Origin of the sequence: Pedococcus cremeus (genome assembly GCF_900111375.1) — a bacterium.
Classification (GTDB): Bacteria; Actinomycetota; Actinomycetes; order Actinomycetales; family Dermatophilaceae; genus Pedococcus_A; species Pedococcus_A cremeus.
The window spans coordinates 289,672-313,917 of record NZ_FOHB01000004.1 but is presented as its reverse complement, the minus strand read 5'-3'; the positions used below and the strand labels follow the sequence as shown (position 1 = coordinate 313,917).

The 24,246-nt window shown below is 72.4% G+C and carries 24 protein-coding genes; 11 read left to right on the top strand and 13 right to left on the bottom strand.

Annotated features, from left to right (window positions below; all coding sequences use genetic code 11):
• Nucleotides 1–11 precede the first annotated feature (11 nt).
• Nucleotides 12–347, bottom strand: a complete 336-nt coding sequence (locus BMW78_RS10005; protein ID WP_091758831.1) for a cupin domain-containing protein — start codon at nucleotides 345–347, stop codon at nucleotides 12–14.
• A 213-nt stretch (nucleotides 348–560) separates the two neighbouring features.
• Here BMW78_RS10005 and BMW78_RS10000 point away from each other — a divergent pair, with 213 nt between their 5' ends.
• Nucleotides 561–1,202 (top strand): PAS and ANTAR domain-containing protein, encoded by a 642-nt coding sequence (locus BMW78_RS10000; RefSeq protein WP_091758829.1) that lies wholly within the window; start codon nucleotides 561–563, stop codon nucleotides 1,200–1,202.
• Between the two features lie 65 nt (nucleotides 1,203–1,267).
• Here the strand turns inward: BMW78_RS10000 and BMW78_RS09995 are convergent, their stop codons facing one another.
• A complete protein-coding gene (locus BMW78_RS09995) occupies nucleotides 1,268–2,929 on the bottom strand; it encodes a metallophosphoesterase family protein (RefSeq protein WP_143056207.1) in 1,662 nt (553 codons plus the stop codon).
• Between the two features lie 43 nt (nucleotides 2,930–2,972).
• Between BMW78_RS09995 and BMW78_RS09990 the strand changes: the two genes are divergently transcribed.
• The 5 genes from BMW78_RS09990 (at nucleotide 2,973) to BMW78_RS09975 (ending at nucleotide 7,912) form a co-directional block, all read left to right on the top strand.
• The gene (locus BMW78_RS09990; protein ID WP_091759170.1) at nucleotides 2,973–3,656 is read left to right on the top strand and encodes an HAD-IA family hydrolase; all 684 of its coding nucleotides are present in this window, start codon (nucleotides 2,973–2,975) and stop codon (nucleotides 3,654–3,656) included.
• A 145-nt stretch (nucleotides 3,657–3,801) separates the two neighbouring features.
• Complete coding sequence (locus BMW78_RS21020) at nucleotides 3,802–4,599, top strand: amino acid ABC transporter substrate-binding protein (protein ID WP_218144305.1); 798 nt, start codon at nucleotides 3,802–3,804, stop codon at nucleotides 4,597–4,599.
• Between the two features lie 60 nt (nucleotides 4,600–4,659).
• On the top strand, nucleotides 4,660–5,328 hold the full coding sequence (locus BMW78_RS21015; RefSeq protein ID WP_218144304.1) for an amino acid ABC transporter permease: 669 nt from the start codon (nucleotides 4,660–4,662) through the stop codon (nucleotides 5,326–5,328).
• The gene (locus BMW78_RS09980) at nucleotides 5,325–6,179 is read left to right on the top strand and encodes an amino acid ABC transporter ATP-binding protein (protein ID WP_177180346.1); all 855 of its coding nucleotides are present in this window, start codon (nucleotides 5,325–5,327) and stop codon (nucleotides 6,177–6,179) included. Before BMW78_RS21015 ends, BMW78_RS09980 begins: the two co-directional genes overlap by 4 nt.
• Before the next feature lie 83 nt (nucleotides 6,180–6,262).
• Nucleotides 6,263–7,912, top strand: a complete 1,650-nt coding sequence (locus BMW78_RS09975) for an FAD-binding dehydrogenase (protein WP_091758827.1) — start codon at nucleotides 6,263–6,265, stop codon at nucleotides 7,910–7,912.
• Nucleotides 7,913–7,915: 3 nt separating this feature from the next.
• Here BMW78_RS09975 and BMW78_RS09970 read toward each other — a convergent pair whose 3' ends face one another.
• Nucleotides 7,916–8,521, bottom strand: coding sequence for an HAD family hydrolase (locus BMW78_RS09970; RefSeq protein WP_091758825.1), 606 nt, complete (start codon nucleotides 8,519–8,521; stop codon nucleotides 7,916–7,918).
• Between the two features lie 78 nt (nucleotides 8,522–8,599).
• A complete protein-coding gene (locus BMW78_RS09965) occupies nucleotides 8,600–10,252 on the bottom strand; it encodes a DUF885 domain-containing protein (protein WP_177180345.1) in 1,653 nt (550 codons plus the stop codon).
• Nucleotides 10,253–10,388: 136 nt separating this feature from the next.
• Between BMW78_RS09965 and BMW78_RS09960 the strand changes: the two genes are divergently transcribed.
• Genes BMW78_RS09960 through BMW78_RS09950 form a run of 3 tightly spaced genes read left to right on the top strand, consistent with a single transcriptional unit; the run spans nucleotide 10,389 to nucleotide 13,287 of the window.
• A complete protein-coding gene (locus BMW78_RS09960) occupies nucleotides 10,389–11,201 on the top strand; it encodes a DUF6498-containing protein (protein ID WP_177180344.1) in 813 nt (270 codons plus the stop codon).
• A complete protein-coding gene (locus tag BMW78_RS09955; protein WP_091758819.1) occupies nucleotides 11,198–11,935 on the top strand; it encodes a DUF6498-containing protein in 738 nt (245 codons plus the stop codon). Before BMW78_RS09960 ends, BMW78_RS09955 begins: the two co-directional genes overlap by 4 nt.
• A gap of 29 nt (nucleotides 11,936–11,964) precedes the next feature.
• Nucleotides 11,965–13,287 carry an MFS transporter gene (locus BMW78_RS09950; RefSeq protein WP_091758817.1) on the top strand — a complete coding sequence of 441 codons (1,323 nt, stop codon included), beginning with the start codon at nucleotides 11,965–11,967 and terminating at the stop codon, nucleotides 13,285–13,287.
• 10 nt (nucleotides 13,288–13,297) lie between these two features.
• Here the strand turns inward: BMW78_RS09950 and BMW78_RS09945 are convergent, their stop codons facing one another.
• Together BMW78_RS09945 and BMW78_RS09940 are read right to left on the bottom strand one after the other, a co-directional pair.
• Nucleotides 13,298–13,909, bottom strand: a complete 612-nt coding sequence (locus BMW78_RS09945) for a bacterial proteasome activator family protein (RefSeq protein WP_091758815.1) — start codon at nucleotides 13,907–13,909, stop codon at nucleotides 13,298–13,300.
• A gap of 80 nt (nucleotides 13,910–13,989) precedes the next feature.
• Nucleotides 13,990–14,511, bottom strand: a complete 522-nt coding sequence (locus tag BMW78_RS09940; protein ID WP_091758813.1) for a nitroreductase family deazaflavin-dependent oxidoreductase — start codon at nucleotides 14,509–14,511, stop codon at nucleotides 13,990–13,992.
• Between the two features lie 168 nt (nucleotides 14,512–14,679).
• Here BMW78_RS09940 and BMW78_RS09935 point away from each other — a divergent pair, with 168 nt between their 5' ends.
• A complete protein-coding gene (locus tag BMW78_RS09935) occupies nucleotides 14,680–15,069 on the top strand; it encodes a cupin domain-containing protein (protein WP_091758811.1) in 390 nt (129 codons plus the stop codon).
• 77 nt (nucleotides 15,070–15,146) lie between these two features.
• Here BMW78_RS09935 and BMW78_RS09930 read toward each other — a convergent pair whose 3' ends face one another.
• The 7 genes from BMW78_RS09930 to mobA form a co-directional block, all read right to left on the bottom strand.
• Complete coding sequence (locus BMW78_RS09930; protein WP_091758809.1) at nucleotides 15,147–16,085, bottom strand: acyl-ACP desaturase; 939 nt, start codon at nucleotides 16,083–16,085, stop codon at nucleotides 15,147–15,149.
• 154 nt (nucleotides 16,086–16,239) lie between these two features.
• Complete coding sequence (locus BMW78_RS09925; protein WP_091758806.1) at nucleotides 16,240–19,098, bottom strand: FtsX-like permease family protein; 2,859 nt, start codon at nucleotides 19,096–19,098, stop codon at nucleotides 16,240–16,242.
• Nucleotides 19,099–19,108: 10 nt separating this feature from the next.
• Nucleotides 19,109–19,840 carry an ABC transporter ATP-binding protein gene (locus BMW78_RS09920; protein WP_091759166.1) on the bottom strand — a complete coding sequence of 244 codons (732 nt, stop codon included), beginning with the start codon at nucleotides 19,838–19,840 and terminating at the stop codon, nucleotides 19,109–19,111.
• Nucleotides 19,841–19,860: 20 nt separating this feature from the next.
• Nucleotides 19,861–20,538 carry a PadR family transcriptional regulator gene (locus BMW78_RS09915; RefSeq protein WP_091758805.1) on the bottom strand — a complete coding sequence of 226 codons (678 nt, stop codon included), beginning with the start codon at nucleotides 20,536–20,538 and terminating at the stop codon, nucleotides 19,861–19,863.
• A 74-nt stretch (nucleotides 20,539–20,612) separates the two neighbouring features.
• Nucleotides 20,613–21,863: an MFS transporter gene (locus BMW78_RS09910; protein WP_218144303.1), complete on the bottom strand. Its 1,251-nt coding sequence runs from the start codon at nucleotides 21,861–21,863 to the stop codon at nucleotides 20,613–20,615.
• Nucleotides 21,864–22,020: 157 nt separating this feature from the next.
• Nucleotides 22,021–22,998, bottom strand: coding sequence for an NAD(P)H-quinone oxidoreductase (locus BMW78_RS09905; RefSeq protein ID WP_091758803.1), 978 nt, complete (start codon nucleotides 22,996–22,998; stop codon nucleotides 22,021–22,023).
• Nucleotides 22,995–23,588 (bottom strand): molybdenum cofactor guanylyltransferase, encoded by a 594-nt coding sequence (mobA, locus tag BMW78_RS09900; protein ID WP_177180342.1) that lies wholly within the window; start codon nucleotides 23,586–23,588, stop codon nucleotides 22,995–22,997. Before mobA ends, BMW78_RS09905 begins: the two co-directional genes overlap by 4 nt.
• A gap of 88 nt (nucleotides 23,589–23,676) precedes the next feature.
• On the opposite strand from mobA, the gene BMW78_RS09895 reads away from it, so the two are divergent.
• Nucleotides 23,677–24,243, top strand: coding sequence for a dihydrofolate reductase family protein (locus tag BMW78_RS09895; RefSeq protein ID WP_091758799.1), 567 nt, complete (start codon nucleotides 23,677–23,679; stop codon nucleotides 24,241–24,243).
• The last annotated feature ends 3 nt before the right edge of the window (nucleotides 24,244–24,246 follow it).

The window sequence follows — 24,246 nt, the reverse complement described above, 5'->3', positions numbered from 1 at the left end:
CGCGACGGGCGTCAGCCGTGCAGGGCGACGGTGAGGAGCACGGCGGAGTCCTCGAGCGCCGCGAGGGCGTGGCGACGTGAGGGCACCGACGTGACCTGACCGGCCCCCAGCACCCACTCCTCGTCGTGGGTGTGCATCCGCACGCGGCCCGAGATGACGTGGAGCAGGGCTGCCGGCGGCGAGTCGTGCTCGGCCATCTCCGCGTCCGTGGTCAGGGCGATGACCGTGGAACGCTGCACCGAGCCGGAGACGACGGTCTCGGCAGCGCGGCCCGACGCCGCCCGCTGGGCCTCGCCGAGCAGCCGTCCGGCGACCTCGTGCAGGTCGGTGATCTTGGGTGTCGTCACGGCGGCCTCCCGGTCTGTGATGCGCTGAGGTCCGGTCTCGGGTCTGCTCTCGGGTCCAGTCCCTCGCATTCAAGCAAAGTACGCGGTAGCTCGCGCCCCGGAGGCGCCGCCGCGCGGTTTACTGTGGTCGCTCTGGTCCTGCACGGGTCGGGCGCAGCCGACCCGGGCCAGTGGGCCGCCGCACGGCGACCGCCAGGCCGAGGAGGCACGGGCATGACCGACGGCGCATCCATCATCCCGCTCCACGCGGTGACCACCTACGAGTACGACGCCCTGCAGGACTGCTGGTCGTGGTCGTCGCCCATCCCCGTGCTGCAGTACGCCACCGACGGCAGTCCCCTGACCACCGAGCAGCTCCTGGCCTTCGTCCACCCCGACGACCGGGAGCCGACGCTCAGGCAGTTCCTCGGGCTCCTCCAGGACCGCACCCCCTATTCGTGCCTCTACCGGCTGGTCGACAGCGCCGGGGTCGCGCACCCGGTCGTCAACGTGGGCACCCCGGTGGTCGAGGGGGACGAGGTCACCGTGCTGCGCGGCTTCGTGGTCGACCTGACTGCTCCGCTCGGCGCCCATGCCCGCAGCGCCGTGGCCGCGATGCTGCCCGTCGGCGCGGTCGTCGACCAGGCGACCGGCGCCCTGATGCTGGCCTTCGGCGTCGACGCCGAGATCGCCTACCGCCTGCTGACGGGCTACGCCACCCGCGCGGGCGTCCCCGTGCACGGGCTCGCCGCCGACATCGTCGACGGCCTGGCGTCGGTGCCGGTCACCGGCCCGGAGGTCGCCGAGGCGCTCATCGACCTGTTGGAGTCGAGCGTCGCGCGGGCCCCCCTGGCCGAGGACGTGACACCCGCCTAGCTGGGCCTGGCCCGCTCCGCCGGTGCCCTGGGTCAACCCGTGCGCTGGCCAGCTGCTGCCCTGGGTCAGCCGGTGCCCTGGGCCGCGTCGCTCGGCACCGCCGGCACCTGCTCACGGGAGGTTCCGGACAGCGAGGAGCACGTGCGTGGTGCCGGCTGTGGTGCGGCGGTGCTGCCGGACGCGGAGGCAGTCGGCGTGGGAGTGGCTGCTGCGCTGTCCTGCTTCGCGGGGCGCTCGATCCGTGAGCCGTTGACGAGGGTCACGTCGTCGTATGCCGGCCGTCCCTCGATGACGTTGCGGAACTGGTAGCGGGTCAGCGAGGTGAGCTGGCAGTCCTGGCCGAACACGGCGATGTCGAAGGCCGAGGGCTGGCCGGTGAGCTCCTCGCTGTCGGTGCCCTCGAGGAAGTGGCTGAACGGGCCGCCACCGGTGAAGGTGCCGACGCCGATGATGTTGCCGTCGAGCGAGTTGCTGTGCATGTGGCCGTGGGCGAGGAGGTCGGCCCGCTCGATGTCCTTCACCGCACCGGGCTCGTGGGAGACGACGAGGTCGGGCTGCGGCCGGTCGGCGAACGCCGCCTTGAACGCGTCACGGGCCGGCACCTGCTTGGCGGCGTTGTTGCGGTTGTCGTCGCCGAACCAGCGGGGGTCGTTGAACCCCGCGATCCGCACCCCGCCGACCGTGAGCTCGGTGTAGGTCTTCTCGTCGGGTTGGAGCAGCACGACGTTGGGCACCTTGGCGAGCCGCTCCAGCAGCCTGGTGTCGCCGGCGCTCTGGGCGTCGTGGTTGCCCCGCACGAACACGTAGGGCACGCCGAGCGACGCGATGCCCTTGAAGAGGCCGACGGTGTCGCCCTCGGTGACGGCGCCGAAGTTGAGGAGGTCGCCGAGGTCGACGACCGCGTCGATGTTCTCCTCCTTCACGATGGTCTTCATCAGCGGGTACTGCTGCCCGCCGTGGATGTCGGAGACCAGCAGGATGCGGGCGGCGACCGGCTCGTTCAGCGACTGCGGGGTGTACTTGTCCTGCAGCGCCGCCGAGAGGGCGAGCAGGTTCTTCAGGTACGGCGTCGTCTGCTGCGCCCGGGTCTCCACACCGTTGAGCAGGTCGGCGTTGCGCTGTACCGCGCCGAGGATGCCCGTGGTGCGGAATGCGTCCAGCCGGTCGGGCTGGTAGGTCTGCCAGATGCTGACGCCGGTCAGCCCGCAGGCGAGCACCCAGCAGGTGCCGGCCACCCCGAGGACCCGCACCGACGGACGCCGGCGGCGCCAGACGGCATACCCGCCGACCACGAGAGCGGCCACGAGCAGGGAGCCCACGGCGAACCGGCCGCCCATGGAGACGACGGCATCCTTGGCCGCGTTCGACAGCTCGAGCGGCCCGGGCTGGAGCGCCTTGATCGAGACCTTGGGCTGGGCGAGGAGCTCGGTGATGGTGGGCTTGACCTGGACCCCGGCCAGCACGCCCGGTGCCATGACCGGTCCGTTGAAGTCGAGGTTGATGTCGCCGAAGATCGTCGGCGCGTGCAGGCTCGAGACGTCCTCGGGGCTCACCGACAGGCGCAGCTGCGCGCGGTAGTTGATGGTCTCGACCGTGGACGGGAACAGCGTGGTCGCGGCGACGCCTCCGCCGATGCACGCCAGCACGAGCGCGAGCGCACCGAGGACGGCGCCGGCCCACCGGGGTGGGCGTCGGCGCCACCAGGAGCGGCCGGGCTGCGTGCTCACCCGCCCACCGTAACGAGAACACCGCACACCTACCCTTTTCGGTATGCCGTCACCGCTCGGCCCGCTGGACGGGCGCCCCTTCGCTGCCGTCGTCTTCGACATGGACGGGACGCTCATCGACTCCACCGCGGTCGTTGTGCGCAGCTGGATCCGCTGGGCCCAGGAGCACGACGTCGACCCGCGGCGCCTGCAGGGCTTCCACGGCGTGCCGGCCGCCGCGATCGTCGCCGAGCTGCTGCCGGGGCCGCGCCACCAGGACGCGCTGCGCCGCATCACCGAGCTCGAGCTCGCCGACACCGACGGCATCGAGGTGCTCCCCGGGGCGGCGGAGGCGCTCGCCGCGCTGGCCCCCGCGCACTCGGCCATCGCCACCTCGTGCACCGCACCCCTGGCCGCAGCGCGCATCGAGGCGAGCGGCCTGAAGGCGCCCGAGGTGCTGGTGACGGCCGACGACGTCGAGCGGGGCAAGCCGCACCCCGACCCGTTCCTGCTCGCGTCGAGGCGTCTCGGCGTCGACCCGGCGCACTGCCTCGTCGTCGAGGACGCCCCGGGTGGGCTGGCCGCGGCCCGGGCAGCCGGGTGCGCCACCCTGGCGGTCGTGACCACCACGCCGCGCGAGGAGCTGGGGGACGCGGCCGACGCCGTGGTCACCGACCTGAGCCACGTCGTCTTCTCCCGCACCGGCGGCGGGGTCCTCGTCTCACCGGCTCCTCCCGGTTCGAGGTAGACACGCCGGTGTTTCCCGGCGCGTCCACCTCGAACGGAATGCCGCGGCATACCTCGTTGTTATCTGCGACCTAACCAACGCTTATGATTCTGCGTCGGCGCACTGCGCGCCGACGACATGACACGGAAGGTCGGGGAAGACAACGATGCGCACGAGGTTCACGCTGGCGGCACTGGCGACGGCTCTGGTGATGGCGCTGACGGCGTGCGGAGGCGGCGGCTCGTCCGCGGCCCAGGGCGACCTGGCGAAGGTGAAGGACGCGGGCGTCCTCAAGGTCGGCACCGAGGGCACCTACTCCCCGTTCAGCTACCACGACCCGAAGAGCAACAAGCTGGTCGGCTACGACGTCGAGGTGGCCGCGGCCGTGGCGAAGAAGCTCGGCGTCAAGGTGGAGTACGTCGAGACGCCGTGGGACGCGATCTTCGCCGGGCTGACCTCCAAGCGCTACGACGCCGTCATCAACCAGGTGACGAAGAACCCCGAGCGCGAGGGGCTCTACGGCCTCTCCGACACCTACACCGTCTCCGAGGGTGTCGTCGCCACCCGCGCCGACGACGACTCCATCCACTCGCTCGCCGACATCAAGGGCAAGAAGTCCGCGCAGAGCCTGACCAGCAACTGGGCCCAGGTGGCCAAGAAGGCCGGCGCCGACGTGGAGTCGGTCGAGGGCTTCACCCAGGCCATCACCCTGCTGAAGCAGAAGCGCGTCGAGGCCACCGTCAACGACAACCTCGCCGTCCTCGACTACCAGAAGAGCACCGGCGACAAGGCCGTGAAGATCGCCGCCAAGACCGGTGACGTCTCCGAGCAGGTCGTCGCGACCCGCAAGGGCTCCGACCTCGTCGCCGCCGTCAACAAGGCGCTCGCCGACCTCAAGGCCGACGGCACGCTGAAGTCCATCTCGGAGAAGTACTTCCAGACTGACGTCTCCGTGAAGCAGTAGCCGCGTGCGCGACTCGCTGAACGACGACATGCCGAAGCAGGACCTGGTGGGAGTGGTCGCGTGAGCGACCAGACGGTCCAGCTGATCCTCGACAACCTGTGGCCGCTGCTCAAGGCAGCGGTCACGGTCACGATCCCGCTGACGCTCGTCAGCTTCGTGCTCGGGCTGGTCGTCGCCCTCGTGGTGGCCCTCATGCGGCTCTCGCCGGTGCGGGCCGTCTCGGGGGCGGCGCGGGCCTACGTCTCGGTCATCCGCGGCACGCCGCTGCTGCTGCAGCTGTTCATCATCTTCTACGGCCTGCCGGCGCTGGGGGTGACCTTCGAGCCGTTCCCGGCCGCCGTCATCGCCTTCACGCTCAACGTCGGCGGGTATGCCGCGGAGGTCATCCGCTCGGCGATCCTCGCCGTGCCGAAGGGGCAGTGGGAGGCGGCCTCGACGGTGGGCATGGACTACCTGACCACGCTGCGCCGGGTCGTGCTGCCCCAGGCCACCCGCACCGCGATCCCGCCGCTGTCGAACACCCTCATCTCCCTCGTGAAGGACACCTCGCTCGCGTCGACCATCCAGGTGACCGAGCTGCTGCGCGTGGCGCAGGAGGCCGCCGCCCCCACCTACCAGTTCTTCGCGATGTACAGCGTGGCGGCGGTCTACTACTGGGTGATCTGCCTCGGGCTCTCGGCCCTGCAGACCCGCCTCGAAGAGCGACAGAACAGGTACGTGGCGCGATGACCGACCCGACCCAGCCCGGCCAGTACGGGCACTCCGGCCAGCCGGGGCACCCCGAGCAGCCGCCGTCCGTGCACGAGACACCCGGCCACCCGCTCGTCGCGGTGACCGGCCTGGCCAAGTCCTTCGGCGACCACGAGGTGCTCACCTCCATCGACTTCGAGGTGCACGCCGGCTCGGTCACGGTGCTCATCGGCCCCTCGGGGTCCGGCAAGACCACGGTGCTGCGCTCGCTCAACACCCTCGAGACGCCCGACGGCGGTGTCGTGCGCATCGGCGAGGTGGAGGTCGACTTCTCCGGGCCCGCGCCGAAGGGCTCGGCCCGCAAGAAGCAGCTGGCCGCGCTGCGCGACCAGAGCGGCATGGTCTTCCAGTCGCACAACCTCTTCCCGCACATGACCGTGCTGCAGAACGTCATCGAGGGCCCGACCGTGGTGCAGCGCCGCCCGCGCGAGGAGGTCATGGGCGAGGCTCGGCGGCTGCTCGACCTCGTCGGGCTGGCCGAGAAGGCGGACCAGTACCCCTACCAGCTCTCCGGCGGCCAGCAGCAGCGCGTCGGCATCGCCCGGGCGCTCGCCCTCCGGCCGAAGCTGATGCTCTTCGACGAGCCCACCTCGGCGCTCGACCCCGAGCTGGTCGGCGAGGTGCTGCACGTGATGAAGGACCTCGCCTCGCAGGGTTGGACGATGGTCGTGGTGACCCACGAGATCCGGTTCGCCCAGCAGGTCGCCGACCAGGTGCTCTTCATGGACGGCGGGGTCATCGTCGAGCGGGGGACGCCCGGCGAGGTGCTGGCCAACCCGCGCACCGAGCGGGCCCGGCAGTTCCTGCAGCGCATCCTCGACCCGCTCTGATCAGGCTCCCCTCCGCCGGGTCGAGGTAAACGCGCCGGGGATTCCCGGCGCGTTTACCTCGACCGGGAGTACGTTCTCGGCACATGGACGCCGATGTCATCGTCGTGGGAGCCGGGCTGGCCGGTCTGGTCGCCGCTGCCGAGATCGCCGAGGCCGGCCGCCGGGTCGTGGTGGTCGACCAGGAGAGCGAGGCCAACCTCGGCGGGCAGGCGCACTGGTCGTTCGGCGGCCTGTTCCTCGTCGACAGCCCCGAGCAGCGGCGGATGGGCGTCCACGACTCGGTCGACCTCGCCCTGCAGGACTGGATGGGCAGCGCCGGCTTCGACCGGCCGGAGGACCACTGGCCGCGGCAGTGGGCGGAGGCCTACGTCGACTTCGCCGCCGGTGAGAAGCGGCCCTGGTTGCACGCGCAGGGCATGCGCTTCTTCCCGGTGGTCGGCTGGGCCGAGCGGGGCGACGGCAGTGCGAGCGGCCACGGCAACTCGGTGCCGCGCTTCCACATCGTCTGGGGCACCGGCCCCGGTGTGCTCGAGCCCTTCATCCGGCGGGTCCGGCAGGCGCAGGCGTCCGGACGCCTCGAGCTGAGGTTCCGCCACCGTGTCGACGAGCTCGTGCTGTCCGACGGTACCGTCACCGGGGTGCGCGGCGCCGTCCTCGCTCGCGACGACGCGAAGCGCGGCAGGCCCACGAACCGCGACGTCACCGACCCGTTCGAGCTCACCGCGCAGGCCGTGCTCGTCAGCTCGGGTGGCATCGGCGGCAACCACGACCTGGTTCGGGCCAACTGGCCCAGCCGGCTCGGCACCGCCCCCGAGCGGATGATCACCGGCGTCCCGGCCTACGTCGACGGCCGGATGATGAAGGTGGCCGAGGAGGCCGGCGGCCGCATCATCAACCCCGACCGCATGTGGCACTACGTCGAGGGCATCCACAACTGGGCTCCCATCTGGCCGCAGCACGCGATCCGGATCCTGCCCGGCCCGAGCTCGCTGTGGTTCGACGCCGTGGGGAACCGGCTGCCCCCGCCCCTGTTCCCCGGCTTCGACACGCTCGGCACGCTCGCCCACCTGAGGCAGACCGGCCACGACCACTCGTGGTTCATCCTCACGCAGAAGATCATCGGCAAGGAGTTCGCGCTGTCCGGCTCGGAGCAGAACCCCGACCTCACCGGGAAGTCGGTGCGCGACGTCGTTGGCCGTGCGACCTCCGACATGCCGGCGCCGGTTCGCGCGTTCCTGGACAAGGGTGAGGACTTCGTCCAGGCCGACACGATCGGCGAGCTGGTCGCCAAGATGAACGCGCTCACGCCCGAGCCGCTGCTCGACGCAGCCCACATCGAGCGGCAGGTCGTCGAACGTGACCGGCAGCTCGACAACGACTTCGGCAAGGACGCCCAGCTGACCGCCATCCGCGGCGCCCGCGCCTACCGGGGCGACCGGCTGATCCGCACCGCCGCCCCGCACCGCATCCTCGACCCCAAGGCCGGACCGCTCATCGCCGTGCGGCTGTCGGTGCTGACCCGCAAGACCCTCGGCGGCTTCGAGACCGACCTCACCGGTCGCGTCCTCGGCCACGACGGCGAGCCCGTCCCCGGCTTGTATGCCGCGGGCGAGGCTGCCGGGTTCGGCGGCGGTGGGGTGCACGGCTACCGCTCCCTGGAGGGCACCTTCCTCGGCGGCTGCATCTTCTCCGGCCGCACCGCCGGACGGGCTGTCGCCGCAGCCACCGCCTGACCTCTACTGGGGCGACGTCCCGAGCACCTCCGCCAGAGGGCCGGCGCCTTCGAAGAGGTGGGCCCGTAGGCCGACGTCCCTTGCCGCCTGGACGTTCTCGGTGAGGTCGTCGACGAAGACGCACTCCTCAGGTGTCGCGTCCATCACCTGGCAGGCCAGCCTGAAGACCTCGGGATCGGGCTTCGCCAGCCCGAGCTCGGAGCTGTTGATGACGGCGTCGAGCTCCTCGAGCAGCCCCAGCCTGGCCAGGTCGGCCTCCAGCCGGTTCGTCGCGTTGGTCAGCAGCCCGACCCGCCATCCCTCGCGCCTGACCGCGCGCACCACCTCCAGGACCTCGACGTCGACCGCGCCGGCTGACTCCGACCACTGCGCGACCACCGCCTCCGCGACAGTGCCGCACAGCGGTGCCAGGCGGTTGGCGATGTCACGACGCCATTCCGCGTCGCTGATGCGGCCGGTGACGACCGCGCGCAGCGAGGAACCCTCACCGAACGCCGCCGCCGCGATGCTCCCCGGCGGCAGGCCGTGGCGACGCTCCACCGAGGCGTCGCGCTCCGGGGCCCAGATGCGGACCACGTCGTCGAGGTCGATGAGCAGGACTCTGGACAACGTCGAGACCTTCCTCGGGTCGAGGTGAACACGCCGGGAAACACCGGCGTGTTCACCTCGACCGGCGTGGGCGGGGCGTCAGGGGAGACGGGCCTTCACGATGTCGTCGAGCACCGCGAGGGGCACGCTGCCGGAGTCGAGCGCGGCGTTGTGGAACTGCCGGATGTCGAACGCGTCGCCCTGGCGCGCCTGCGCCTCAGCGCGGATCCGCAGGATCTCGAGCCGCCCGATCATGTACCCGCACGCCTGACCCGGCCACACGGCATACCGGTTGACCTCGGCGGTCACGCTGCCGAGCGACAGCGGGCTGTTGGCCACCATGTAGTCGATGGCGCGCTGGCGGCTCCAGCCGAGGGCGTGCATTCCGGTGTCGACGACGAGGCGGCAGGCGCGCATCGAGTCCATGGTGAGCATGCCGAGCCGGTCGAGCGGCGTGGAGTACAGGCCCATCTCGTCGGCGAGCCGCTCGGTGTAGAGGCCCCAGCCCTCGGCGTAGGCGTTGAAGACCGTGTGGCGGCGCAGCGCCGGGAGGTCGGTCAGCTCGGAGGCGATGGCGAGCTGGAGGTGGTGACCCGGGATGCCCTCGTGGTACGACAGCGCCTCGATCTCGAACCGGCCCCACGCGCTCGGGTTGGAGGTGTTGACGTAGAAGACGCCGCCGCGCGAGCCGTCCTCGGCCGGCGGGAAGTAGAAGCCGAGCGCACCCTGATCGGTGGTCTTGATGGCGCAGTCGGCCTTGGGGAGCCGGTCGAACCACTCGGGCATCGCCTCGCGCGACCGGGCGAACGCCGTCTCGCACGCGGCCAGGATCTCGCCGGCGTCCTGGTGGCGCAGGGCCGGGTCGGTGCGCAGCTTCTCGTACAGCGCAGGCAGGTCGTCGGTGCCGAACAGCTCGGACCCGAGCTTGCGGTACTCCTCCCCGAGCTTCGCGATCTGCTCGAGCCCGAGGTCGTGGACCTGCTGGGCCGTCAGGTTGGTGGTGGTGTTGGCGACGAGCGTTGTGGCGTAGGTCTGCTCGCCGTCCGGCAGCCAGACGAGGCCGCACTTGTCGTCGGGGCGCCCGTGCGGTGTCACCTCGTCGACGAGCACGTCGCGGAACTCCTGCAGGCCGGGTCGCACCGATGTCTCGATGGCCTCGACGAGCCGCTGCCGCCACGCGTCGACGTCGACGCCCTCCGGCGGCGTCGTCGTCTGCAGCAGCGGGTCCTGGTCGAGCGGCTTGGCGAGCCACGCGTCGAGCTGGGGCACGGTCTCGGCCACCGCGAACGCGGCCGGCGTGCAGCCCGAGGCCACGCCCTCGCGGTGCCGCTGGGCCGTGTCGCGCAGGTGCTGGCCGATGCCGTGGAACTTGGCGACCATCGCCTCGGCCACCTCGACGGTCGGCAGGCCCAGGTTCGACACCGTGATGGGCGCGTCGACCTGGATGCCGAAGACGGGGTTGACGGCGAACTCGGCCAGCCGGCACTCGCCGAGGTCGGCGGAGCTGGTCGCCTGGAACTCGACCACGGCCCGGGTGACGCGGTCCTGCAGCGAGAGCTCGCCGTCGTCGATCGCCGCGGCCCGCGAGGCGAACTCACGCATTGCCGTCACCTCGGCCTCTTCGGCCGCGCGGCTGGCGTCCTCGTAGCGGTCGGCGAACCGGTAGTCGCCGAGCATGTGCGCCCACGTCGGGTTCACCGACATCGTGTGCTCGTGGAAGTCGTCGGCCAGCTGCCTCACGTCGTCGCTCATGGGCCCGAACGCTACCGCCGCCCCCCGACGGCACGGCGGTGCATCGGCCGAACGGCTCGGGTCCATCACTATGTCGGCCCCGTCGGCCATCCCGCTCCTAGGGTGTGCGCGACCGGAACGGGCGACAGGGGGACACATGACCGTGCTGCTGCGGGCGCTGGGCCTGCAGGCTGCGTATGCCGTGCTGCAGGCGATGTCGCCGGCGGCGGCCCGCATCGCCACGGTGGCACTGCTGCTCACCGTCAACGCGGTCCCCCTGGTGGCGCTGCTGAACGGGGAGTGGGGCGCTGGCGACGTCCTCATCGCCTACTGGCTGGAGAACGTTGCCGTCGGGATCTGGTCCCTGGTCAAGATCCTCACTGTCGCCGGTCCCCAGGTGGTGGGCAGCGGAGGCCCCGCCTCGGCCTCCTCGCCCGACGGGCGGTTCGCAGGCGCACCAGCCCCCGGCCGTATGACCATCGTCGTCAACGGGGCACCGCTCCAGGTGCCCGCGGTGGTGGTGCGCGTCCTGACCGGGGGGTTCTTCGCCTTCCACTACGGGTTGTTCACGGTGGTCCACGGGGTCTTCACCTTCGCCCTGGCGCGCCGGACCGACGTCACCGGGAGTGTTCGCGGCTTCGCGCTCATGTTCCTGGTCCTGCTGGCCAGCCACGGCCTGTCGACCGGCATCTACTGGTTCGCGAGGGGCGAGCGCTGGAGGACCGGCATCGGCAGTGCGATGCGCCAGCCCTACTCGCGCATCGTCGTGCTGCACCTCGCGGTGCTCGGTTCGGCCTTCCTCCTCTTCCGGGGCTCGGGCCCCGACCCCTCGACGCTCTGGCCCGCGGCCGCGACGCTCGGTCCCGGTCTCGTGCTCATCGCCATCAAGGTCGTCATCGACGTGGTGGCCCACCTGCAGACGCACCGCGAGGTGGCCGCCTCCATGCCGGTCGCGCAAGCCGCCCGGTGAACACCCTCCTGCGGGTCCTCGGCCTGCAGCTCGCCCACACCGCCCTGCAGCGGGTCTCGCCGCGGGCGGCGCGGGCCGTGTCCATCGCCCTGGTGCTCACCGCCTGCCTCACGCCCCTCGTCGCCCTGCTCGGTGGCGAGTGGGCGAGCGGCGACGTCCTGCTCTCCTACCTGTTCGAGCTGTATGCCGTGCTCTTCTGGACCGTGGTCCGCGTCGTGACCGCCCCCGGTCCGCTCCTGAGCGCCGGGACGGTGAGCACCAACGGTGGGCCACCCGTGGCGATGAGCCGCTCGGAGCTGGTCGAGGTGAGCTGGCTGCTGGTCGGCGTCCTCGTCGCGTTCACCGTCGTCCAGAGCGTCGTCGCCTTCCACGTCGCCGGCAGTGCAGGGCTCCGGGCCGGCCCGTGGGCACTCGCCGCGATGGCCGCAGGGTTCTTCGCCTCCCACGGGTTCGACGTCGCGCTGCGCTGGTTCGCGCTCGGCGACCGACACCGGGCGTCCGATCTCGCGTCCGACCCGCTCAAGCGGTTCGTCATCCTGCAGATCGCCCTCGGTCTCGGTGCCGCCTGGACGTTCAGCGCGCGCACAGGGCTGGCGCCTGAGGCGGCGAAGGACAGCGCCTGGCTGCTCCTGGTGCCCGGCCTGGTCCTCGTGGTGGTCCGGATCGCCTTGGAGCTGTATGCCGTGGTGCGTCCCCCTGTGCAGTGGGGGTCCGCGCAAACCCGCTTGACGTGAAGCGCGGTTCAACGACGAGACTGCCCGGTGTGAGCGACGCCTCCCACCCTGAGACGCGGCCTGAGACCCAGCCCGCCCCGCAGCCCGAGATGCAGCCTGAGATGCGGACCTCTGCGCGCCTGCGGGACGACGCGGACTTCCGGCGCTACTGGCTGGCGCGCATCGCATCGCTGACCGGTTCCCTCATCACCGCGGTCGCGATGCCGGTGCTCATCTACAGGATGACGGGCTCGCCGTTCCTCACGGCGCTCACCACCACGCTCGAGGCGCTGCCCTACCTGCTCATCGGCCTGTTCGCCGGCGCGCTGGGCGACCGGTGGGACCGCAAGCGCGTCATGGTGCGGGCCGACCTGGTCAACGTGGTGCTCATCGGCTCGGTGCCGGTCGCGTGGTGGCTCGGCGTGCTGACCGTGCCGCACGTCCTGGTGTCCGCTCTCCTGGTCCAGGCCTTCTTCACCTTCTTCGACGGCGCCAACTTCGGCGCGCTGCCGGTGCTGGTCGGGCGTGACCGGGTCGGCGAGGCCAACGCGGCGATCTGGGGCTTCGGTGGTGTGCTCGACCTGCTCGTGCCTGCCACGGTGGGCCTCGCGCTCGCCGTGGTGCACCCTGCCGACCTGCTGGTGGTCGACGCCCTGAGCTACGTGGCGTCGGCGCTGGCCGTGCGGGCGATCATTCGCCCGCTGTCGTCGCCGCGCGAGCACGCCAAACCACTCAGCACGACGGTGCTGCTGGCCGACGTCGCCGAGGGGGTGCGGTTCCTCTGGCGCCACCCGGGGGTGCGCTCGATGACCCTCATCGGCATGCTTCAGTCGATCGGCGGCGCCGGCTTCATGGCCCTGGTCGTGGTGTGGTGCGACCGGGTGCTCGGCATCGGCACCTCCGGCTGGCGCTTCGGGCTGTTGTTCAGCGTGTGGGGCATCGGCGGCATCCTCGCCTCGGTCGTGATGCCGCGGCTGCTGCGGCGGACGACCCCGGCGGCCCTGACCCTGGCCGCCATCCCGGTCTCGGCCCTCGCCGGCCTGGGCGTGGCCCTGGCCCGGCACTGGGCGGTGGTCACCGCCCTCATGGTCGTCTGGGGCTTGGCCTACCAGCTGGTGATCATCGCGACGCTCACCTACCGGCAGCAGGAGACGCCCGAGCACCTGCTCAGCCGTGTCAACACGGCCGGCCGCATGCTCTCGTGGGGTGTCGGCTGGACGCTCGGCTCACTGGTGGCTGGGGCGCTGGCCGAGCAGGTCGGCGCCCGCGCGGCCATGGTCGTGCTGGTGTCGTTCGTCTCGGCGGCCGCCGCGTTCGCGTGGCTGTCGCCCTTGCGGGGCCACGCCACCGTGCGCAGCGAGGCGCTGGGCTGACGGGACAGGTTCAGAGGTACTGGCCCGTCGGCCGGTCGCCCTCATGGGCGGGTCCCTGCGGAGCACCCGGCATGCCCGGCCCACCAGCCGCGCCCGGGTGCACCGGACCGTGGCCGGGCGGGAGGGCCCGGCGCATCTCGGCGAGCTGCGCCTGGGCCGCCATCTGCTGGGCGAAGAGCGCCGTCTGGATCCCGTGGAACAGGCCCTCGAGCCAGCCCACGAGCTGGGCCTGGGCGATCCGCAGCTCCGCGTCGCTGGGCGCCTCGTCGCCGAAGGGGAGCGCGATCCGCTCGAGCTCCTCGATGAGCTCGGGAGCCAGGCCGTCCTTGAGCTCCTCGATCGACCGGCGGTGGATCTCCGCCAGGCGCACCCGGCCGGCCTGGTCCAGGGGCGCGTTGCGCACCTCCTCGAGCAGCTGCTTGATCATCGAGCCGATGCGCATGACCTTGGCCGGCTGCTCCACCAGATCGGCCGGGTTGGTCGGCGCCTCCTCGTCCTCGGGGTGCGGCGCGACGCCCATGCCGTCCTGGGTGACGACCACGACTCGCTGCTGGTCCTCACCCTGCGGTCCGTTGTCCGGGGCGAACTGGCCCTGCGGCGTCTGCTGCGGCTGCTCCGTCATGGCCCCCATCCTGCCAAACGCCCGACACGGGGGCGCGGGGCGCGTATGCCGTGGGGCCGGTCGTCAGGTGACGTCGCGGCTCAGGCGTCGCGCGGGCAGAGCACCCAGACCGTGATCTCACGGCCCTGCGACCAACGGCGGTACTGGGCGTACCCGGCATACGTGCTCTCGGCCAGCGCCCACACGGAGTCGGCGGCCTCGCGGCCGAGCCGCCGCGCCGTGGCCGCCACCGTGCGCCCGCGGTGCTCGACCTCGACCTCGGGGGTCGCGCGCAGGTTGTAGACCCAGCCCGGGGTGCGGTCGCTGCCGTAGTTGGAGCCGATCACGGCGATGTTGCCGTCGAGCGGGAAGGCGACGAGCGGGGTGTGCCGGCGCTCCCCGGAACGCGCGCCCATGGTGACCAGGGTGATCGTCGGCAGTCCCGCGAGGGGCCTGGTGGCACTGACCCGGCCACCCGACAGTCCGGCCACCGCGCGGTCGAGCGGCTGGTGGATCCGCCCCAGGACGCGGCTCACCGGTCGCTGGGAGGCGGCCGCCTGCACCGCCCGCTGGAAGACGTTGGGGGCGACGATCTCGCACTCGAGCTCGTCCCACAGTCCCATGGGCGCCGACTTTAGCCGTTACCGACCTGTTATCGGAGCAGATTGACTCGTTATCCGGCCAGCAGTGTTGGGCCGAGCCGTCCGGCGCCTCTCCTCCGCACCGGTCCTTCCGCGGCGGGTACCGGCGGCCTAGCCTTGGTTCGGCCGACGCGACGGGAGGAGCCCAGGATGAGCGACGCCGACGAGGTCATCCGCATCCGCCCCGGCGACCGTGTCGTCTCCGACCCGACTCCGGGCAAGACGCGTGAGCAGGCCATCGCGACGGACGGGCTCTGGTCGGGGCTGGTGCGCACCGAGGCCGGCGTGACGTCGGGTTGGCACCACCACGGCGACCACCAGACGTCCATCTACGTCGTCGAGGGCACCGTCCGCATCGAGTTCGGCCCCGGCGGCGTCCACGCCGCCGACGCCGGGCCCGGCGACTTCATCCTCATTCCTCCGCACCTCGTGCACCGCGAGGTCAACGCCGGGTCGACACCGTCGCAGGAGGTCGTGACCCGGTCGGGGACCGGCCCGGTGACCGTCAACGTCGAGGGTCCGGCACCCGCCGCCGGTTGATGCCAGCCGGTTGATCCCGCCCGGTTGATCCCAGTTGCCGCCGGTGGGTGGGAGCCCCCGGCGGTGGACCGTCGCCTTCAGGCGATGTTCATCCGCGCCTTGAGGGTGTCGCGCTTGTCCTCGAAACGGGCCGCCTGCTTCTCGAGGTCGTCCATGAACGCGTCGAGCTCGAGGCGGGCCTGCTCGGCCTCGGCGCCCAGGTTCTCGACCTCGAAGAGCTTCCAGAAGCGCAGCACCGGGGCCAGGACATCGTCCCTGTGCAGCCGCAGGTCGTAGATCCCGGCGACGGCCATCTCGACGGCCTTGCGCTGGAAGCCGGGGATGTCGGTCCCCGGCATCTGGAACCCCTTGACCACGTCGCGGACCGCCATGACCGTCTGGTCGGGGGCGATCTTCAGGGCTGCGTCGAGCAGGTTGCGGTAGAAGACCATGTGGAGGTTCTCGTCGGCCGCGACGCGCGACAGCAGCTGCTCGCACATGGGGTCGTCGGTGAACCTGCCGGTGTTGCGGTGCGAGACCCGGGTCGCCAGCTCCTGGAAGGAGACGTAGGCCAGGGAGTGCAGCAGCTCGCCGGAGTGCGCCGACTCGTAGCCCTGCGACATGTGCGTCATCCGGAACTGCTCGAGCTGCACCGGGTCGACCATCCGCTTGACCAGCATGTAGTCGCGCATGGCGATGCCGTGGCGGCCCTCCTCGGCGGTCCAGCGGTGCACCCACTCACCCCAGGCGTCGTCGCGGCCGAAGATGATGGCGATCTCGTGGTGGTAGCTCGGGAGGTTGTCCTCGGTGAGCAGGTTGACGATGAGGGCCGAGCGGGCGACGTCGCTGATGGGCGCGTCGTCGGGGCTCCACGGGTCCCCGCCCATGAGCCCGTCGAAGTTGCGCCCGTCCGACCACGGGATGAACTCGTGCGGGAACCACTCCTTCGCGATCGCGAGGTGGCGGTTGAGGTTCTCCTCCACGACCGGGCTGAGCTCTCGCAGCAGGTCGGTCTGGCTCCAGGTGGTAGCGGTCATGGCGGTCGTCCTCCGAGCAGGTTGATGCAGGTGGTCGGCGTGGGGGTCACCGACGCTTCACACCCAACCTACGCAGGCGTAGGTATGCCGGCCAGTTACCTGCCGGTACTACCCGCCGGTCAGGCCGCGCCCGCTGCCTCAGTCCCGGGGCGCCTCAGGCCCCGCGCCGCGTCACGGCCGGCGCCCGCCGGACGGCCAGCGCGGAGAGCAGCCCGGCCAGCAGGGGCACGCCCACCACCACGAGCAGGAGGGGCTGCCACGGGATCTCGAGGAACGGGCCGGTGGGGTGACCGACGGCCAGGTCGTAACCGCCCTCGGTCGTCAGGGGATACGTGACCGCGATCCCGGGCACCAGCCCGACCGCGACGCCGAGGATGGCTCCGAGGAACCCGACCAGCATGGACTGCGACGCCGCGAGCGCGCGCCGGGTGCGCCGGGTGGCGCCCACGGCGGCGAAGGTGCCCTGGTCGGTCTGCTGCTCGGCCATGGCCAGCGCGGTCGAGATCAGCGTGACCACGAGGACCAGGAAGGCGGCGGCGGCCATCATGACCCGCATGACCGTCTCGTCGTAGCGCTGGAAACCCCGCTCGACCTGGAGACCGCCCCCGTCACCGACCCGCTCGTCGAGCTGCTTCTCGGTGTCACGGCTGATGGCGCCGTTGGCGTCGCGCAAGAGGATCGACTCCTGCTGGGTGACCCAGCCGAGCCGCTTGGCGGTCTCTGGTGTGACGAGCGCGCCGGCCTGTCCCGGCAGGGCGCCGGGGGCCGCGCGGCGCCGGTCCACACGGACCACGGGCAGCTGGTCGGTGCGGCCGACCTCCACCTTGGTCGCCGTGTAGGTGTTCTGGTCCATCACGAAGGTGCCGCTCGCGAACCGGAGCACCGGCTGGTCGGCCAGCCCCGTCACGGCGACGGCCACCGCTCCCTGCTCGACCGCTCGACGTTGGGCGTTGGTGAGCCCGAGCCGACGGCCGATCTCGGCGGCCGGCAGGGCGCCGATCTGGCCGTTGCCGTCGTAGGCCTGGGAGCCGAGCCGGACGCAGCCCTGGCTGTCCGGGCCGCTCATGACGATCGACGCCTCAGCGGTGCAGCCCGGCGGCACGGCGCTGACGAAGGTGACGCGATGCTCGGGCGCGCCGGTCCCCTGCGCGAAGGGGTCCTCCGGTGGCCGGACGACCAGGAACGGCGTCTGCACCAGCCCGCCTGCGTCGTCGCGGAGGGCCGCCTCGACGGCGAGCCGGGTCTCGGCGTCGCCGGTGTAGACGACGCCCTCGCCCGGCAGGTTCGTGGGCTGGTAGGTCGCCATCTGCTGCTTGGTGTCGCTGGCCAGGCCGATGCTGAACGCGGTCAGGGCGGTGACGCCGGCCAGGATGGCGGCGACGGTCGGGGTGGAGCGGCTGCGGTGTCGGGCCGCGTCGCGGGTGGCCATCCGTGGGGCGACCGGCAGGCCGGAGGCGAGCCGTCCGGCCAGCACGAGCAGTGCCGGGATGAGGCACAGGGCGCCGAGCACCAGGCCGATCGCGCCGAGGGCGATGCGGATCTCACCGCCCGAGCCCACGCGCGCCGACGACAGCACCACGAAACCGCCCAGCAGGGCGAGAACGAGCCCCACCACGGGCAGCACCTTGTTGAGGCGGGGTGAGACGCTCTGGCCGCGCATCACGCCGACGACGTCGAGACGACCGAGCCGCAGCGACGGCAGCAGCGCGGCGACGACGGCGCTGAGCACCGCGCAGGGCACCAGGATCGCGAAGGCCGCCCACGGGATGTCGAGGCCGACGGAGGTGAAGCTCGACGACGGGTGGGTGCGCACCCACCACCACAGGCCGACCTGCACCCCGGCCACGCCGAGCAGGGTGCCGCCGATGGCGGAGATGACGCCGAGCACCACGGCCTGGGCGAGTACCGTGCGGCGCAGCTGGCGGGTCTCCGCGCCGTTGGTGGCGGCCAGGGCGAGGGTCCGCCGCTGCCGCGAGGCGCTGACCGCGAAGGCGGGGCCGACCAGCAGCGTCGTGATGATGAAGAGCATGACGCCGCCGATCACGGCGATCATCCGGCCGGTGTCCTCCATGATCGACTGCTGCTGCCGCAGCTCCGGCGCCAGGGCGCTGTCGGGTGGTGGGTCCTGCAGCACCGCGCGGCTGGAGACGGTGAAGCCGTAGGTGTTGAGGCGCTGCACGTCGGGCCAGGTGACCGGCTGGTCGTCGACGATGATCCATGACGCGCCGCTGCCGGTGACGGCGGCAGCGGGCGGCAGGACCGGCAGGACGACGTCCACGGGCTGGCCCCACTCGCCCAGCGCCTGGGCTGTCCCGACCACGGTGGCGGTCGAGGGCGTGCCGCCTGACGAGAGGGTGACGGTTCCCGACGCGGGCAGGCCCTTCGCCCGGCCGGCCGGGGTGACGACCACCTCGGCGGCCGTGGAACCCCACCGCCCGCCGGTCAGGCGGGCCTTGTCCCCGAGGTCGGCCGAACGAGGGTCCGTGACCAGGGCGGAGACCCTGACCCGACGGTCACCGGTGACCCAGCGCACCTCGACGTCCATCACAGGTACGGCTGTGCCGCCCACGAGCCGAGCCACCGCAGCGGCGTTGGTCGCAGGGTCGGATCCGCGGTTGAAGCCGGGGACCGGGGTGGCAGCGCTGTCCGACCCGTAACTGATCCCTCCACGGTTGGGGTCGGGGGCCTGCGCGACCGTGCCCTCGACCGGCCCCTGAAGCAGTGCCTGTCCCGACCCCATGCGGGCCGTGACGAGGTCCGCCGAGTCGGTCTGCTCCGTGGCGCCGAGGGTGGCGGCGCCGGCGATCAGGCCGACGGGGATGGCGACCATGAGGAACACCAGCACGGCGCGGCCCTTGTGCCGGCGCAGGTCCCGGCGCGCCATCCGCAGCGCCACCCGCCAGCTCGCCCGCCACCGGCTCATGCGGGTGGCGCGGTGCTCGGCGCTGTCCGTACCGGGGTGGTCGACGACGTCCGGCGTGGGCGCCTGCTGCCCGGTCTCGAGCGTGGTCATGCCCGGGCCCTCAGGCGGTGGGCTCGAGGAGCGAGTCCGCAGTGGCAGGCTGCCCCGTGCTGTCGACCACGACGCCGTCGCGGAGGAACACCACGCGGTCGGCCCACGCGGCGTGCCGCGCCTCGTGGGTGACGAGCAGCCCTGCGGCGCCGTCGTCGCACCGCTCGCGCAGCACGCGGAGCACGTCCTCGCCGGTGTGCGAGTCCAGAGCACCGGTCGGCTCGTCGGCCAGCACGAGCTTGCGGTCACCCACCAGCGCTCGGGCGATGGCGACGCGCTGCTGCTGGCCACCCGACATGGCGTCGGGGTAGCGGTCGGCGAGCTCGCGCACCCCGACGAGGTCGAGCGCGGCCAGGGCGTGCCGGCGGGCGCGCCGCACCCGCTGGCCGTCGAGCTCGAGCGGCAGCGCGACGTTCTCGGCCGCGGTGAGCGACGGGATGAGGTTGAAGTCCTGGAAGACGAAGCCGACGCGCCGCCGGCGCAGCCGGGCCAGGCCGTCGCCCCTGAGGGCGCCGATGGCCTCGCCCTCGACGAAGACCTGCCCGCTCGTCGGGGCGTCGAGGCCCCCGGCCAGGTTCAGCAGGGTGGACTTGCCCGAGCCGCTCGGCCCCATGACGGCCACCAGCTCGCCGGCGTGGACCTCCATGCTCACCCCGGCCAGCGCCCGCACCGCGGTGGCGTCGCTGCCGTGGACGCGGGTGACCTCGGCCAGCCGGAGGATCGGTGTGTTCGTCGTGCCCATCGTGCCCATCAGATGCCCCCTCAGGCTGTGGTGCGGTGGTGGTCCTTCTCGGACGTCGTGGGCTGCCCCTGCTCGTGCCCTGGTCCGCGTTCGTTTGTGGGTTCGTCGGTAGGTTCGTCGGTGGGTGTGCCGCTCGTGCGCCGCCGCGGCCGGCTCGCCTCACGGGCGAGCCGGGTCTCGACGTGGTCGAGCCAGCGGACCTCGGCCTCGGCGGCGAAGATGAGGTTCTCGAGCACGAGCAGCCACGCCGTGTCATGGCTGTCGGTGTCGGGCCCGGTGTCCCTGTCGCCGGCGCTGGCCCGGTGCTTCAGGCGGGTGAGGTCCTGCAGGTGCTTCAGGGTCGCGGTGCGCTGGGTCTGCACCACGCGGTGCACGTCGACGCCCTCCACCGTGACGGCCAGCGCCAGCTTTATGACGAGCTCGTCCCGGGGCGTCGAGTCACGGTCGACCGGCTCGAGCCACCAGCGCGAGACCTCGGAGCGCCCGGTACTGGTCAGGCGGTAGGCGATGCGACCCTCGGCGTCCTCGCCCACCGCCTCGACCAGCCCGTCGCGCTCCAGCCGGGACAGGGTCGTGTAGACCTGCCCGACGTTGAGCGGCCAGGTCCCCCCGGTCCTGGCCTCGAACTCGGCCCGCAGCCGCGCGCCGTACTTCGGCTCCTCGGCGAGGAGCGCCAACAGTCCCAGCTTGACCGACATCGTCGACCCCTCCGTGTCCCCTTGGAGCGGCAATACCGGGTATTGCTGCTGGTGAGGGAGAGGTATACCGAGTATCAGCCCACAGCGTCAAGGGACGGGGTGGCCGGCGCGCCGGTGGGATGCCGCACCACCGAGCGCAGCAGCGGCTGGGCCACGGCGGCCAGCACGAGCGCCGCGGCACCGGCCGACACGGTGACCGCGAAGGCCGCCGTGTGTCCCGACGCGTCGGCCAGCCGGCCGGCGGTGGCGGAGCCCAGCGCGTAGCCCAGGCCGGTGGCCGCGGCCAGCAGGGTCATGGCGGCACCGACCCGGGTCACCGGCACGGCTCGCTCGCCCAGCGTGAAGTTGCTGATCATGTAGGGCGCGACGGCGAAGCCGAGCACCAGCACGACCAGGACGAGCGAGCGGAGCGAGTCGACCCACAGCAGGGGCAGGCCGAGCACGAGCAGCGCGCCGGCGGTGACGAGCACCCGGGTCGCGTAGGTGACACGCTCGGGCAGGGCCGCGATCGCGAGGCCTGCGATGACGCTGCCGATGCCCAGCACCGCGTGCACCAGGCCGGCCCCCCCGGCCTCGCCCGCGGCGGTGGCGAGCACGGTCGTGCCGGTCTGCACCGACCCGAAGACCACCCCGATGAGCAGCTGGGCGAGCAGCAGCACCACGAACACGGGCGTCAGAAGGCGCCCGGTCGCGTGCCCTTCATGGCGTGCGGCGTGGGTCAGCGTGGCGGTGGGGTGCAGCGCGAACCAGACACCGAAGACGAGCAGCAGCGCGGCGGCCGTCAGCAGGCCGGCGCCGGGCGCAGCCACTGCGACGAGGGTGCCGAGCAGGGCGGGGCCGAGCACGAAGGACGCCTCGTCGGCGGCGCCCTCGTAGGAGAAGGCCGCCTCGACCAGCCGCGGCTGGTGCGCGCCGCTGCCGTGGGTGATGGGACGCCAGCGGGCACGAGCAAGTGGGCCGATCTGGGGCATGAAGGCACCCGCCAGCCCAGCCGAGGCGACCAACAGCGACGTCGTCGAGCCGGCGGAGGCGAGCAGGACGAGAGCGGCGAGCGCCAGGCCGCCGACCACCGACTGCACCAGCACCACGGGGCGCTGCCCGACCCGGTCGGCCAGTGCTCCGGCGACGGGGGAGCAGACGGCGTTGGCGACGGCGAGCGTCCCGGCCGCCAGGCCGCCGGCGGCATACGAGCCGGTCGCGGACGACACGAGGAGGAGGGCGCCCATCTGGCTCATGGCCAGGGGCAGCCGGCCGAGGAAGGCGGTGACGACGAAGAGGGGTCCGGCCAGGGCGAAGAGCCGCCGGTAGGAGGCGATGGGTGACACGCGGGTTCGTTTCTGTGCAGGTGCCGGGGTACGGCGCAGCGGGCGTGCGCCGAACCCGCCTCCAAGGACGCACAGGAACCCTTAGCTGCCCCCATTCTACCGGCCGGCCGCGGGTGCTCGGTCTCGCGAGCGCGTCCCCTCTCGCAGGGCGCAGTCCTCAGGGCAGCAGCAGGATCTTCCCGATGTGGCCGCTCTCCTCCATCTCCCGGTGCGCCGCCGGCGCGTCGGCGAGGGGGTGGCGCGAGTGGACCACGGGGCGCACCCGGCCGGCCTCGACGAGCGGCCAGACGTGCTCGCGCACCGCGGCCACGATGGTCGCCTTCTCCGCCAGCGGTCGCGCCCGCAGCGAGGTCGCGATGACGGCGGCCCGCTTGCGCAGCAGGGCGTTCAGGTCGATCTCGGCCTTGGTGCCACCCTGCAGCCCGATGACGACGAGGCGGCCGTTGGTGGCGAGGGCGTCCACGTTGCGCGCGAGGTACTTCGCCCCCATGTTGTCGAGGATGACGTCGGCGCCGGCACCGCCGGTGGCCGCCCGCACCTCCTCCACGAAGTCCTGCTCGCGGTAGTTGACCAGCACCTCGGCGCCGAGGTCCTTGCAGGCCTCGAGCTTCTCGGCCGACCCGGCGGTGACAGCCACGTGGGCGCCCACCTCGCGGGCGAGCTGGATGGCCATCGTGCCGATGCCCGAGGACCCGCCGTGCACGAGGAGCGTCTGGCCCGGCAGCAGGTTGGCCGTCATGAAGACGTTGGACCACACCGTGCACGCCACCTCGGGCAGGGCGGCCGCGTCCTCGAGCGCGAGCCCGGCCGGCACCGGCAGCACCTGGCCCTCGGGCGCGCAGACCAGCTCGGCGTAGCCGCCCCCCACCAGCAGGGCACAGACCTCGTCGCCCACCGACCACCGCGTGACGCCCTCGCCGACCGCGTCGACGGTGCCGCTGACCTCCAGGCCGGGGTAGGGCGAGGAGCCGGGCGGCGGGTCGTAGAAGCCGCGGCGCTGCATGACGTCGGCACGGTTCACCCCGGCTGCCGCGACGCGGATGCGCACCTCCCCGGCAGCGGGCTCGGGGTCGGGCACCTCGGCGAGGACCAGGGCGTCGGCGTCTCCGGGCTGCGGGATGGTGATGGCCTTCATGGTGCGAGCCTAGGCACGACGTGGCGACGCGCGCGTTGGAGGTCCTCAGGGGTGTCGATGTCCTGGCTGGCGCGGCCCTCCACCGGGCGCGGCTCGATCAGCAGGCCGTCGAGCAGGCGGCGCAGCGGGGTGCCGGCCGGCGTCTCCGGCAGCGCGGCGCGCAGTGCCGAGGTCCGGTATGCCGCGAGCAGCGGCTGCACGTGTCCCTCACCGTCGACGCCGGCCACCGCGTCCGCGTCGGGGACGTCGTCGAGGTGCGCGGCGAGCTCGGCGGCGACGGGCCCGGCGTGCGGCATGTCACCCCCGAGCAGCACGGTGACCGGGGTGTCCACGACCGCGAGGGCGGCCGCGAGCCCGGCGACCGGCCCGCCGCCCGGTGGGTCCTCGCGGGTCCAGCGCACGGCTTCGCGGCCGGTGGGGCGCTCCGGGCCGACGCAGAGCACGTCCCAGCCGGCGGGCAGCGAGGAGAGCAGGGTGTCGAGCACCGGCAGGCCGTCGAGGTCGGCGCGGGTCTTGTCGGAGCCGAACCGCCGGCTCTCTCCGCCGCACAGGACGACCGCCGTCGTCGTCACCACCGGTTCGCTGCTCACGGGCGACAGGTTTCCACGCTCGCGGCAGAGCGCGCGAACCGGCCCGAAACCCGGTGCGGTGTCGGCACGCGCCGTGCCATCGTGAGCCATGCTGATCTACTCGATGGGGGTCTCGGTCGACGGGTTCACCGCCGACCGCAGGGGCGAGTTCGCGTGGGGGGTGCCCAGCGAGGAGCAGTTCCGCTTCCACCTCGAGCAGACCCGCGCGCTCGGCGTGCACCTCCTGGGGCGTCGGCTCTACGAGACGATGCAGGTCTGGGAGACCGACCCCTCGTTGCGCGAGACCGAGCTCGAGGCCGCGTTCGCCGACGTGTGGGTGTCCCTGCCGAAGGTCGTCTTCAGCCGCACGCTCGACCGCGTCGAGGGCAGCAACGCCCGGCTCGCCGAGGGGTCGGTCGCCGAGGAGGTCGCCGCGGCACTCGGCTCCACGGACAAGGACGTCGGGATCGGCGGCCCCGGCCTGGCGGCGGAGGCGGTCGAGCTCGGCCTCGTCGACGAGTTCCACATCTTCCGCAACCCGGTCGTCGTCGGCGGTGGCACGCCGTTCCTGCCACCGGTCACCGAGGACATCGGGCTGAGCCTTCTCGAGACGAGGACGTTCGCCCCGCGGGTGGTCTACGAGCGGTACCGTCGCGTCCGCGACGGGTCGGCCTGACTG

Bases quoted from the DNA above. Each gene is read 5' to 3' on its own strand.
- BMW78_RS09975 (WP_091758827.1), top strand. From the start codon at position 6,263: ATGGACGCCGATGTCATCGTCGTGGGAGCCGGGCTGGCCGGTCTGGTC.
- BMW78_RS09980 (WP_177180346.1), top strand. From the start codon at position 5,325: ATGACCGACCCGACCCAGCCCGGCCAGTACGGGCACTCCGGCCAGCCG.
- BMW78_RS09895 (WP_091758799.1), top strand. From the start codon at position 23,677: ATGCTGATCTACTCGATGGGGGTCTCGGTCGACGGGTTCACCGCCGAC.
- BMW78_RS21020 (WP_218144305.1), top strand. From the start codon at position 3,802: ATGCGCACGAGGTTCACGCTGGCGGCACTGGCGACGGCTCTGGTGATG.
- BMW78_RS10000 (WP_091758829.1), top strand. From the start codon at position 561: ATGACCGACGGCGCATCCATCATCCCGCTCCACGCGGTGACCACCTAC.
- BMW78_RS09920 (WP_091759166.1), bottom strand. From the start codon at position 19,840: ATGGGCACGACGAACACACCGATCCTCCGGCTGGCCGAGGTCACCCGC.
- BMW78_RS09915 (WP_091758805.1), bottom strand. From the start codon at position 20,538: ATGTCGGTCAAGCTGGGACTGTTGGCGCTCCTCGCCGAGGAGCCGAAG.
- BMW78_RS09935 (WP_091758811.1), top strand. From the start codon at position 14,680: ATGAGCGACGCCGACGAGGTCATCCGCATCCGCCCCGGCGACCGTGTC.
- BMW78_RS09945 (WP_091758815.1), bottom strand. From the start codon at position 13,909: ATGACGGAGCAGCCGCAGCAGACGCCGCAGGGCCAGTTCGCCCCGGAC.
- BMW78_RS09905 (WP_091758803.1), bottom strand. From the start codon at position 22,998: ATGAAGGCCATCACCATCCCGCAGCCCGGAGACGCCGACGCCCTGGTC.
- BMW78_RS09990 (WP_091759170.1), top strand. From the start codon at position 2,973: ATGCCGTCACCGCTCGGCCCGCTGGACGGGCGCCCCTTCGCTGCCGTC.
- BMW78_RS09930 (WP_091758809.1), bottom strand. From the start codon at position 16,085: ATGACCGCTACCACCTGGAGCCAGACCGACCTGCTGCGAGAGCTCAGC.
- BMW78_RS09960 (WP_177180344.1), top strand. From the start codon at position 10,389: ATGACCGTGCTGCTGCGGGCGCTGGGCCTGCAGGCTGCGTATGCCGTG.
- BMW78_RS09925 (WP_091758806.1), bottom strand. From the start codon at position 19,098: ATGACCACGCTCGAGACCGGGCAGCAGGCGCCCACGCCGGACGTCGTC.
- BMW78_RS09965 (WP_177180345.1), bottom strand. From the start codon at position 10,252: ATGAGCGACGACGTGAGGCAGCTGGCCGACGACTTCCACGAGCACACG.
- BMW78_RS09940 (WP_091758813.1), bottom strand. From the start codon at position 14,511: ATGGGACTGTGGGACGAGCTCGAGTGCGAGATCGTCGCCCCCAACGTC.